The 11,021-nt window shown below is 67.5% G+C and carries 10 protein-coding genes; 4 read left to right on the forward strand and 6 right to left on the reverse strand.

The features are described from left to right. Positions 1-27: 27 nt before the first annotated feature. Complete coding sequence (locus ACFYOW_RS10550; protein ID WP_387286571.1) at positions 28-1,188, forward strand: zinc-binding dehydrogenase; 1,161 nt, start codon at positions 28-30, stop codon at positions 1,186-1,188. A gap of 3 nt (positions 1,189-1,191) precedes the next feature. Here the strand turns inward: ACFYOW_RS10550 and ACFYOW_RS10555 are convergent, their stop codons facing one another. Continuing rightward, positions 1,192-1,806, reverse strand: a complete 615-nt coding sequence (locus tag ACFYOW_RS10555) for an NUDIX domain-containing protein (protein WP_387286573.1) — start codon at positions 1,804-1,806, stop codon at positions 1,192-1,194. A gap of 66 nt (positions 1,807-1,872) precedes the next feature. Between ACFYOW_RS10555 and ACFYOW_RS10560 the strand changes: the two genes are divergently transcribed. Next, on the forward strand, positions 1,873-2,145 hold the full coding sequence (locus ACFYOW_RS10560) for a helix-turn-helix domain-containing protein (protein WP_387286575.1): 273 nt from the start codon (positions 1,873-1,875) through the stop codon (positions 2,143-2,145). 3 nt (positions 2,146-2,148) lie between these two features. Here the strand turns inward: ACFYOW_RS10560 and ACFYOW_RS10565 are convergent, their stop codons facing one another. Continuing rightward, the gene (locus ACFYOW_RS10565; protein WP_387286577.1) at positions 2,149-2,790 is read right to left on the reverse strand and encodes an endonuclease; all 642 of its coding nucleotides are present in this window, start codon (positions 2,788-2,790) and stop codon (positions 2,149-2,151) included. 60 nt (positions 2,791-2,850) lie between these two features. After that, positions 2,851-4,050 carry an FAD-dependent monooxygenase gene (locus ACFYOW_RS10570; RefSeq protein WP_387286579.1) on the reverse strand — a complete coding sequence of 400 codons (1,200 nt, stop codon included), beginning with the start codon at positions 4,048-4,050 and terminating at the stop codon, positions 2,851-2,853. A 74-nt stretch (positions 4,051-4,124) separates the two neighbouring features. Here ACFYOW_RS10570 and ACFYOW_RS10575 point away from each other — a divergent pair, with 74 nt between their 5' ends. Beyond that, on the forward strand, positions 4,125-4,691 hold the full coding sequence (locus ACFYOW_RS10575; RefSeq protein WP_387286580.1) for a TetR/AcrR family transcriptional regulator: 567 nt from the start codon (positions 4,125-4,127) through the stop codon (positions 4,689-4,691). Positions 4,692-4,817: 126 nt separating this feature from the next. On the opposite strand, the gene ACFYOW_RS10580 is transcribed toward ACFYOW_RS10575, so the two are convergent. Genes ACFYOW_RS10580 through ACFYOW_RS10590 form a run of 3 tightly spaced genes read right to left on the reverse strand, consistent with a single transcriptional unit; the run spans position 4,818 to position 9,396 of the window. Continuing rightward, entirely contained in the window at positions 4,818-6,371 is a 1,554-nt protein-coding gene (locus ACFYOW_RS10580) for a dynamin family protein (protein WP_387286582.1), read from the reverse strand. Continuing rightward, a complete protein-coding gene (locus tag ACFYOW_RS10585) occupies positions 6,368-8,233 on the reverse strand; it encodes a dynamin family protein (protein WP_387286584.1) in 1,866 nt (621 codons plus the stop codon). The genes ACFYOW_RS10580 and ACFYOW_RS10585 overlap by 4 nt, the downstream gene beginning before the upstream one ends. Before the next feature lie 32 nt (positions 8,234-8,265). Continuing rightward, a complete protein-coding gene (locus ACFYOW_RS10590; protein WP_387286586.1) occupies positions 8,266-9,396 on the reverse strand; it encodes a hypothetical protein in 1,131 nt (376 codons plus the stop codon). A gap of 45 nt (positions 9,397-9,441) precedes the next feature. On the opposite strand from ACFYOW_RS10590, the gene ACFYOW_RS10595 reads away from it, so the two are divergent. Next, the coding region (locus ACFYOW_RS10595; protein WP_387286588.1) for a hypothetical protein at positions 9,442-11,021 on the forward strand (1,580 nt) is incomplete at its 3' end.

The raw sequence follows: 11,021 nt of genomic DNA on the forward strand, positions 1-11,021 counted from the left end.
GCGCGCCGCCGATCCGAGGAGTTCGTTATGAGGGCCGCCGTCGTCACCGATACCAAGTTTTCGGTCGAGGAATTGCCGACACCGACGCCCGGGCGCGGGCAGGTGCTGATCAATGTGTCGCGGTGCGGCATCTGCGGGTCCGATCTACATGCCCGCACCCATGCCGACGAGATGGCCGAGCTGGCCGCACGCACCGGATACGACCAATTCATGCGCGCGGAGCAGAGGGTGGTGCTCGGACACGAATTCAGTGGCGAGATAGTCGATTACGGGCCGGGCTGCCGCAAACGCTGGCGCACGGGTACACCCGTGGTAGCACTGCCGATCGTGCGCCACGACGGCGCACCGCAGCTGACCGGGCTCTCGGCGGCCGCGCCCGGCGCGTATGCCGAGCAGGTGGTTGTGCAGGAGTCCATGACAATGCCGATCCCGAACGGACTTTCGGCCGAACATGCCGCACTCACCGAACCGATGGCCGTCGCCTGGCACGCGGTACGCAAGGGGCGAGTCGGCAAAGGGCAGACCGCATTTGTAATCGGCTGTGGCCCAATCGGTTTGGCTGTTATCAGCATGCTGAAAGCGTCGGGCGTGCGCACCGTGGTCGCCAGTGATTTCTCGCCGCGCCGCCGCGAACTCGCCGTCGGCTGTGGCGCCGATATCGTCGTCGATCCCGCGACCGAATCCCCTTGGGAGGCAGCGCCGAAACGCGGGCGGATCAATGGCGTCACCGATATTCTCAGCCTCGGTTTCGACACCATGGAACGGCTGCGCCGCGTCCCGAATCTGCCGTGGTGGTACGTCTTCCGACTGGTGCACTCACTCGATGCGGGTCCGGCGGGTCCGGTCGTCTTCGAATGCGTCGGGGTGCCGGGCATTATCGATCAGATCCTCGCGGCCGCGCCGCCGCTGTCGCGCGTTGTCGTGGTCGGCGTCTGTATGGAAACCGACCGCTTCCAACCCGCGATGGCCATCAACAAGGAAATCGAACTTCGCTTCGCCTTCGGCTACGACCCGGGCGAATTCCGCGACACGCTGCATATGATCGCCGACGGGAAGGTCGATCCGGCCCGTTTGATCACCGGAACCGTCGGGCTGGAGGGTATCGATAATGCGTTCACCGCGCTCGCCGATCCGGAACAGCACGCGAAGATACTGATCGACCCGGCCAGTACGGCGACGACGCCATGACGCTCAGCCGAGGTGCCGGTCGCGATCGGGCTGCCGATCGAGCCATGAGGGCGCCGCGGTGTCCGGGTAGCTGAGCGCGGGTTGGCCGTGCTCGAGGTAGACGGCGTGGCCCTCCATGCGGGCACGGAAGGCCTGCCAGACGCGGCGGCACAGTTCGGGTCGGGCGAAGGTGTCCACGGTGTCGACGCGGACCCACTGCCAGCGGTCCAGTTCGCTCGCCGGCAGTTGGACGGCCGATTCGTCGCCGAGTTCGCCGCAGTCGAAGATGTAGAGGATCTTGTCGCCCGCGGGGTTCTGTGCCCAGTCGTGCACGAGCAGGCGCTGCGGCGGGCGGTCGAGGCCGAGTTCTTCGCCGATCGCGCGGCGACAGGCCGCTGCCGGTGATTCGCCGGGCCCGACAATGCCGCCTGGAATGTCCCAACCGCCCCGGTCGACCGAATGGACAAGCAGCACGTCCTCGCCGCGCACGAAAAGAGCCCCCGCAGCCAGTCTCACCTGGGCGAACGGTTTCGCGTCACGGTCCGACATCACCTCACGACCTTCCTTCGCCGGGTCCGGAAATACGCGGGTTCGGCGGAGTTGCCGCCGTTTGACCGCACCTGCTGCGACGATGGGCACGGTCTCTCCACTTGTACACCAGCAGCGCACATACGTCCTCGAACAACTCGAGAAGGTGGGCTAAGCATGGCCGAGAAGATCTTCGACATCGTGTGGGATGCGATCGACGACATCCGAGGCGACGTCGAGAACATGCGGCTGCGGTCGCAGTTGATGTTCGAACTGACCGACCGGATCGCGGCCGAGGGCTGGAGTCCGGACGCCGCCGCCGAGCACCTAGACGTGACCGCCGCGCGGATCTCCGATCTGCTCGGCGGCCGAACGCAGCTGTTCAGCCTGGACGCGCTGGTCAATATGATCGCCGCGGCCGGTCTGCGGGTGCAGGTGCTGATCACCTGATCCTCAGGTGGCGGCGAGCACCTGATCGGCGATCTCGCGGTCCAGTGCGACACGCACCAATGCGGCGGCCAGGTCGGCGGTGTGGTTTTCGGGGGCCAGATCGGCCAAGCGGTCCGGGTCTTTCGGAAGTCGGACGCGTTCGGCGCCGCGCAGGGCGCGTTCGGCGAAATGCGGTCGAGCCCAGGTCCATATGTCCTGGACTTCGCGCAGGAAGATATCGCTGCCGGTCGGGCCGATGCCCTGGAACTGTTGCAGCAGTTCGGCGGCGCGGGTCGGCTCGTGGTCGGCTTCGTCGGCGAGTTTGCGCAGATCGCCGCCGTAGCGGTCGAGCACGCGAGACGCGTTGGCGCCCAAGCGGGACGCCGTACTTTCGTCGTAGCGCTTGTAATGGGCGCGTCCGAGTGCGTCGACCAGTTCCTGCCAGTCGGCGTCCGCGACCCGGTTCGGGGTGCGATATCCGGTGCTCACCAGTTCCTTGGTCGCGGCGACGGCGATATCGGCGGAGATCCGGGTGCTGAGCAATTCGGCGAGCATGAGCAGTTGGAACAGCGGAGCGGGTTTATCGGCCAGGGTGATGCCGGCCTCGGCCGCGTAGCCGGTGCCCGCCCGGTCCAGCAAAGCGTTCACCACATCTTTTTGAGTCATCGCATGCTCCTGGGTTCGATATCCGGGGCGTACCCAGGGGTCGCCGGTCCACACCCGGGACTACGCTGCGTAATCTTTCGCGACGACCGTGCGGGCGACCTTCTGCGGTGCACCGCCGATCAGACCCCGCCACGGCAGATACGGCAGCAGACGGACATTGAGATTGCGCATGCGGATCATCGAATTGCTCGGCGGCGCATACCATTTGCCGACGCCCTCGGCGAAGGTCTGACAGGCCCGCACCATCGGCAGCATTTCCGCGCGATAGCGGGCGAAGGCGATGGTGTGATCACCACCCGCCGCGGCGAGCTCACCGGCCAGGATGTAGGCGCCGACCAGCGACAGGTCCGCGCCCTGACCGGATAGCGGTGACGCGCAATAGCCCGCATCGCCGACGAGTGCGACGCGGCCGTTGGACCAGTCGTCCATGTGGATCTGCGCCATGGCGTCGAAGTAGAAATCGTCGGCGGCATCGAGGTGGGTGAGCAGTTTCGGCACCTCCCAGCCCTGACCCGCGAATCGGTCGGCGAGGATCTGCTTCTGCCGTTCGATATCGCGGTAGTCGTAGTCGAGTTGCTCGGATTCGAACGCGAAAACCGCCTTGGCTTCGGTGTTACGGCGTGCGCTGTAGCTGCCCGCGATGGTGCCGGGAGTGTTGTAGTCCAGCTCCCAGCGATCGAGTTCGAGCAGGTTGGGGGTGGTGTAGATGGCGATGTAGTAGCCCATATGCCGGATGAAGTCCGATTCCGGGCCGAAGACCAGTTTGCGGGTGTTGGAGTGCACGCCGTCCGCGCCGATCACCAGGTCGAAGGTGCGGGGTTCGGCATTGACGAAGGTGACGTGCACGCCCGAATCATCCTGGGCAAGTTCGGTTATCGAGTCGCCGAAGAGGTACTCGACGTTGTCCTTGGTGGCCTGGTAGAGCACTCGGGACAGGTCACCGCGCTGAATCTCGGTGTCGCCGTTGGCTCCTACGCCATTGAAGACTTCGCTGCTGATGTCGGCCTTCACCTTGCCCGCGGCGTCCACATAGGAGGTGCCGCGCTTGCCGGTGCTCAGCTCGTGCACCCGCTCGAGCAAGTCCATGCGACGCAAAACACCGGTCGCAGTGCCGAGTACGTCGATGGCCTGACCGCCTTCGCGCAGCCGCGGTGCGCGCTCGACGATCGTCGGCGTGAATCCGTAGCGGTGCAGCCAGAAGGCCAGTGCCGGTCCGGCGATGCTCGCTCCGGAGATGAGGACGGTGCGGTTCTTGTTCATGCCGAGAACTGTACATTTGTCTTAGACAACTGCGCAATACAAACGCCTGAGGCAATTGCGCTAGCATGCCGACCATGGGAAATCGCGAGGATCTGCTGGCGGGAGCGCGCCGCTGCCTGTTCGAGAAGGGCTATACGCGCACCACCGTGCGCGACATTTCGAATGCCGCGGGCGGGGTCAGCATGGCCGCCATCGGCTACCACTTCGGCTCCAAGGAGGCGCTGCTCAATGCCGCACTGGCCGAGGCGAATCGGGAGTGGGGCGATGAACTCGAACGCACCCTGAGCGCGGCGGCGGAGCCGAATTCGACTGCGCTACAACGTTTCGAAGCGAACTGGACCGCGGTGCTCGACTCGATTGCCGATCATCGCGGGCTCTGGTCGGCGACCTTCGACATCCTCGCCCAGTCCGGGCAGGACGAGGCGACCCGCGAGCAGTTGGCGGGCAGTCTCGACGAAGCTCGCCGTGGGCTGGCCCGCCTGTTCGAGGGCATTGATGAATCCGATACCGAAGGCGGACGCGCCATCGGGTCGTTCTATCAGGCGCTGCTGACGGGGTTGGCCGCGCAGGTTTTGATCGATCCGGACCACGCGCCGTCGGGCAAGGAGTTGGCCGCCGCCCTACGTCGGATCACCGGCTGACACGCGCACACTACTGCCGGCGCTCCAACTGCCTCGCACGCGATGTGCGGCCGCATCAACGGGTGTTCGACACCGCCGTCGATCCGCTACCCACGTAATCGCGCGCCGATCAGCCCACGCCGAGAATTACTCTGGCAACAGGCTCAAAGTTCCTTCGGCGCTGCGAGCTGCGGTGAGGCAGGCGGTGGTCGTGAACTGGTCGGCCAGGGGGTGGCGGGCGCGGGCACGCCATTTGCGCACGGCGGCCATGGCCTCGGCGCGCTGTATGGCGGGGTCGGCGCCGAAGGGCAGGCCTAGTCGCAGATGTGGGGCGACGCCGGAGCCGCCGATCAGTCGGTGCAGTTCGGCGAGATCCGGTGCGGGCAGCGCCAATTCATCGGTGCGCAGGCGACCGAGTAGGCGGAGTTCGGCGAAACCGTGCACGTCGGCCAGCAGCGTGCGGACTCGGGGTAGCAGCTGGTCGGCGGGGGTGCCGGGGTATGCGGTGAGGACGCGGGCCAGGGCGGTGAGGGCCGAGTGCGCCTTGAGTTGGTCGGCGCGCTGGCCGAATTGGACGTCGAGTACCGAGCGGAGTTCGTCCACCCCGCTGCGGTTGGTCAATTCCGCTGCCAGCGTGGCGGAGTCGCGCACACCGAGGCGGATCAGTGTGACCGCCATCCGAATTCCGAACAGGCCGAAACGGGCCGCTAGCTGAGCGCGGAGTTCGGGCGGGACCGGGAGCGGAATATCGGGGCGGGCGAAGCGATCTGCCGAGAGCAGTGCGGCGCTCAGCTCGTCGACCGGCACCCGGGCCAGCGCCTCGAAGGCGGTGAATTCCTGCTGACGCAGGGTCGCCGCGGCGAATGCGAGCAGACCGGCGACCGGAATTACGGCCTGGCACAGTCCCGTTCGCTCCAACTCGCCCGCGAAACGTGCCGCGACATCGCGAGCGGAATGCAGTGCGTCGATTCGGCCCGCCCCGATCTCGTCGGCACGCGAGACCACTCCGATAACACCTAGCGGACCCGAAATCCCCTGCGCACCAGCGGTTCCGGCACCGACCTGTTCGAGGAACCGGACGTCGGCGTCATCGAGCCGACGCAGCAGATAGACCACGGCGTCCGCACCCGGAATCGATACGGCCGCCATGCCGTCGGCGTCACCGGGCGTGAGCAATCGCGCGGTCCGCAATGACACTTCCCGCGACAACGACGATGTGCCAGGGGTGTCGATGATGGTGGTATTCGCCAGTGCGGCAGCGGGCCACTCGACCTCCAGGTGGTCCACCTCGCGCGGGCCCGGCGCATTCCAGTTCAGTCGTTCCAGATCGAAGGTGAGCCCGTGCGTGCCGCTGCCGCGGCGCACCACCACATTCGCCGTCGAGCCGTCCGGTGCGTAGGCCGTCACGCTCGGAGTCGAGCCGTTGCGGTACCAGGTGACCACGCGCGTGCATTCGGTCGCATCGGTCGGGGCGATGTCCTGGCCGACCAGGGAGTTGAGCAGAGTCGACTTGCCCGCCTTCAACGAACCCGCCAGCGCCACCCGCAGCGGCTGATCCAGGCGGCGGGCACAGTCGGCCAGCAGCGCACGCGGTCGCGGCTCACGGGGAAATGCCTGCCTGGCCGCGGCGACCAGCTGATGCGCCTCGGCGACGATGCCGGGCGCCCGCCGAGCATCATGCCGGGTCACGTCTCTTCTCACGGGGTTACCGTACCGGCGGCTCCTTTCCGCGGCGCGACGATGGCAGGTTGCATAGCATCCGCATAGCGTCGCAGCTCGGCGACCATGTGCAGCTGCCGGTCGAGTACCGCGCAGCGCTCGGTCCGGCGGGCCGTTTCCATATTCGCCGCCTCCTGCGCGGCCCGCAGCGAATCGTCGATGGAGCGCAGGCTGCGTTCGGCGACGCCGGTGTAGTGATCGCGCAGAGCCCGATGGATGCGGTGCAGGCGGTCCTTGGATTCCTTGCCCGCCTGGAACGCGACGTCATCGATGAAGCGTCGAATGGCGACCTTGGCCTCATTGCGGCGCCGGGCCAGCCTGGCCTGCTTGTCGTCGCGGAAAGCCTTGCCGCCCACCAGGACACCGGCACCGATGGAGATCGGATTGAGCATCGCCAGCCCGGCGAAGGTGGTCGCGAGGCCGACCATCAGCACACCGCCGTAGGAACCCCGCATGCCGACCAGAATTTTGCTGCCGAAACCGATATCGGGCTCGAGATCGGCGAGGGTGCCCCCACCGGCGCGGCTGTCCTCGGTGTGCAAGCCGGAGCTGACATCGGGCAGTTCGACCATGCCGATCTCGGTGAAATGCTCGGCGACCCGCTCGGCGAGTTCCACGGCGCGGGTATGCGTCCAGAGCAGGTTGTCGCCGAGGGCGATGTCGATATCGCCGGTGAGCCATTCGGCAATCCGGTCCCAATGGCGGCCCGGATCGTGCTTATCGATCCACTCCTCACCGGTTCGGGCGATCTCGCGCAGGCGCTCGCGCAGATCGTGATCGACATCGCCGGCCAGATCGGTGATGCCGTCGGAGAGGGTCAGCTGCCAGGCCGAGGTGCGCCGGTGCAGATCCTCGGCGGTGGTCTTCGCGATTTGCAGCTCACGCACCGCCATCGCGCCCTGGCGGGGATCGCGCAGTGCGACCAGTTCACTGCCGAGCGCGAGCGCCAAATGCTCTGCGGCGGACTGGATATCGTGGGCCACCGCAACCAGGGTGGCGGCTTGATCGCGGGCTACCACCTGTTCGCGGAGGAACTGGTACAGCACACCGAAGCCGGATTCGGCACCCAACTGTTGGTCCTGCAGAATCATCGCGTGCCTGCGCAGTACCGCGGAAACCGGGATGATCGGCACCTCGACTCGTGCTCGGCTCAGATGCCCCTCGTCGGCCTGATGCACTTGGCGCCAATGCGGATACAGATCGATCTTGGTGAGTAACAGTGCGGTGGTCGGGCACAGTTCGCGGACCTGCCGGAGGAAGGCCAATTCCGGCTCGGTGAGTTCGGTGGAGGCATCCGAGAGCACCAGCACCGCGTCGGCGGTGGCGACCAGGCCGAGTACGCCTGCCGCATAACCACTTCCGTGGCCGCCGACGCCCGGTGTGTCCACCAGCACGATGCCGTCGGCCAACAGCGGATTCGGGAGCTGGATCTCGATGCGCAGCACTCGTCGGCCGTGTGCCTGCGGTGTGCGGACATTGATCATGCCGATCTCCTCGACCGGCAATGGAACTCGCGCCTCCTCGGTTCCGCTCGGCCCGGCCAGCACCAGTTCGGCATATGGTTCGGGACCGTGCGCGAGCAAGGTCGGGACAGCGGTGGTCGCGTCGTCGCCGACCGGGCAGATCTCCAGATTCAACAGCGCATTGACGAAACAACTCTTGCCCTGGCCGAGTTGTCCGACGATCACGATGCGGCGCCGCGGATCGCGGACCCGGTCGGCCGCCATTTCCAGGCGACCGACCAGATCATTGCGACCCGCGGCGCGCGCCGCGGCGATGGTTTCACCCAATACCGTCAGCAGCGGTACCGCGGGCGGTTGAGCATTGACTGCGGGTGTCCCCATCGAACCTCTTTCGTACGAATATCCGCTGCCGCTCAGTGCAGGAAGGCGTCGCCGCCCAGATCGCCGCCGGCATGTCCGGCCAGATCGGTACCCGCATGAGTATCGGTGAAGAGGCTGGAATCGCTGTGTCCGGTGACCGACGTGTCCAGATGCGATCCGGCCGAACTGTCGAGTCCGGAACCGAAGGCATTCGAAACATCCAGCGACGACCAGGTATTCGCGGTGGACCCGACGGTCGAGGCGGCGCCGCCGGTCAGTGCCGAACCGGCGTGACCGCCCAGTTCCGCGGTGCCGTTGGCGGCGCCATGTGCCGCGGCACCGGAATGCACCGTGGAGTCGACGCTCGACGAGAGTCCGCCGCCGAGGCCCGCATCCGCCGAGCCACCCACACCGGTGGAAAGGCCTGTGGCCAAACCGGTTCCGGCGTGCGCACCGCCGCCGAGGCTGGTTTCCAGGCCACTGCCGGCTTGGATGCCACTGCTGATTCCGCTGGAAAGACCGGTCTCCAGACCCGTCCCCAGATGTGTTCCGGCATCGACGGCGCCCTGCGCTCCGGTGGACACGCTGCCGCCGAGCCCGGTGGCCGCACCGACTCCGGTGGACAGTCCCGTCTCCAGACCGGTAGCCGCATGGCCACCGGCATCAACTGCACCGCCCAAACCTGTGGACAGCCCTGCACCGGCCTGCGTCCCGGCACCGACCGCACCGCTCACACCTGAAGACAAGCCCGCACCGAGCTCCGAACCCGCGTGGGCACCGGCACCGACCGCACCGCTCACACCCGCACCGAGCTCCGAACCTGCGTGCGCGCCGGCGCCGACCCCCGTGGACAGCCCCGCACCGGCCTGCGTCCCGGCGCCGACCGCACCGCCCAGACCCGTGGACAAACCGCCGCCCAGATCAGCCGCGCCACCGATGGCACTGGAGAACCCGGACGTGGCGTGCGCACCAGCGTCACCGAGATCCGATCCGACCTGCGCACCGCCGCCGAGAGCACCACCGAGACTGCTCGACAACCCGCCACCGAGCTCAGCGCCCGTACCGAGCGCCGCACCAGTAGCCAAACTCGACTCCAGCCCCGTCGTCACCTGAGCACCGGTGCCGATCGCGGACGAAGCCCCGCTCGACACGCCGCCACCGAGCCCGGCCCCGGCATCCACCACACCGCCGAGCCCAGCCTCCAGCCCACCCCCGAGCCCACTTCCCGCATGCGCCCCCGCATCGAAAGCTCCCTCGATCCCCGAAGTAGCCTGCGCCCCAGCATCAACAACCCCATTCGCCCCTGTGGACAACCCACCCCCGACACCCGCACCGGCCTGCGCAGCCCCACCGATCCCGGTGGACAACCCCGCCTCCAGACCGCTCGCCGCCTGACCACCTGCATCAACAGCACCACCCAGACCTGTGGCCAAACCGCCCCCCAGATCGGCACCTGCCTGCGCACCGGCACCCGCCGCGCCACCGAGACCAGTCGACAAACCGCCGCCCAGCTCAGAACCCAACTGAGCACCACCACCAATTCCAGTGGACAACCCGGATTCCAAACCACCGGCAGCCTGCGCACCAGCATCAACGGCACCGCTCAGCCCTGTGGACAGGTCGGCACCCGCCTGGGCACCAGCACCCGCGGCGCCTCCCAAGCCGGTCGACAGACTGCCACCCAGATCAGCGCCAGCTTGCGTACCAGCGCTGACAGCGCCGCCCAGACCTGTGGACAAACCGCCACCGAGCCCGGCACCGGCACCTGCCGCGCCCACCAGACCAGTCGACACACTGCCGCCGAGCTCGGAACCCAGCTGCGCACCACCATCGAGCGCGCCACCAATTCCGGTGGACAAGCCTGTCTCCAGGCCACCGGCGGCCTGCGCTCCGGCATCAACGGCGCCACCCAGGCCGGTGGACAAGCTGCCGCCCAGATCGGCACCCGTGTGTGCACCAGCATCGACAGCACCGCCGAGACCACTGGACAGACCGGCTCCGAGATCGGTCCCCAGTTCCGCGCCGCCACCGACCGCGCCACTCAGGTCTGTGGACAGATCAGCACCTGCCTGGGCTCCAGCGCCTGCCGCGCCCACCAGACCGGTCGACAGACTCCCGCCCAGATCCGATCCCAGCTCTGCACCACCGCCGAGCGCGCCACCGATTCCGGTGGACAGGCCGGTTTCCAGACCACCGGCCGCGTGGGCGCCCGCATCAACAGCACCACCCAGACCGGTGGACAAGCTGCCACCCAGATCGGAGCCCGCCTGCGCACCGCCGCCAACGGCACCGCTCAGCCCCGTGGACAGGTCGGCACCCGCCTGGGCACCAGCACCCGCGGCGCCTCCCGAGCCGGTCGACAGACTGCCACCCAGATCGGAGCCCGCCTGCGCGCCGGCGTTTACCGCGCCTGTCAGGCCTGTGGACAGATCAGCGTTCGCGTCGGCTGCGGTGCCGATTGCGCTGGAGAAGCCGGTCGATGCCTGGGCACCGGCGTCCAGCGCGCCCCCCAAGCTGCCACCGAGATCGCCGCCCCCGTCGAGCCCGGTCTCGAAGCCCGAAATCGCTTGTGCCCCTGCACCAATCGTGCCGCCGAGACCGGCACCGAGATCCGTACCGAGCTGACCACCCGCACCCACAGCACCACCAAGGTCCGTCGCGGCATGCGCACCCGCATCAACCACACCGCCCAGACCAGCACCCAAATCCGCGCCGAGCTGACCACCCGCACCCACAGCACCACCAAGGTCCGTCGCGGCATGCGCACCCGCATCAACCACACCGCCCAGACCAGCACCCAAATCCGCGC

This window comes from Nocardia sp. NPDC006982, from assembly GCF_042869435.1.
Taxonomy (GTDB): Bacteria; Actinomycetota; Actinomycetes; order Mycobacteriales; family Mycobacteriaceae; genus Nocardia.

Coding starts and splice junctions, on each gene's coding strand:
- ACFYOW_RS10550 (WP_387286571.1), top strand. CDS start 28: ATGAGGGCCGCCGTCGTCACCGATACCAAGTTTTCGGTCGAGGAATTG.
- ACFYOW_RS10560 (WP_387286575.1), top strand. CDS start 1,873: ATGGCCGAGAAGATCTTCGACATCGTGTGGGATGCGATCGACGACATC.
- ACFYOW_RS10565 (WP_387286577.1), bottom strand. CDS start 2,790: ATGACTCAAAAAGATGTGGTGAACGCTTTGCTGGACCGGGCGGGCACC.
- ACFYOW_RS10570 (WP_387286579.1), bottom strand. CDS start 4,050: ATGAACAAGAACCGCACCGTCCTCATCTCCGGAGCGAGCATCGCCGGA.
- ACFYOW_RS10575 (WP_387286580.1), top strand. CDS start 4,125: ATGGGAAATCGCGAGGATCTGCTGGCGGGAGCGCGCCGCTGCCTGTTC.
- ACFYOW_RS10585 (WP_387286584.1), bottom strand. CDS start 8,233: ATGGGGACACCCGCAGTCAATGCTCAACCGCCCGCGGTACCGCTGCTG.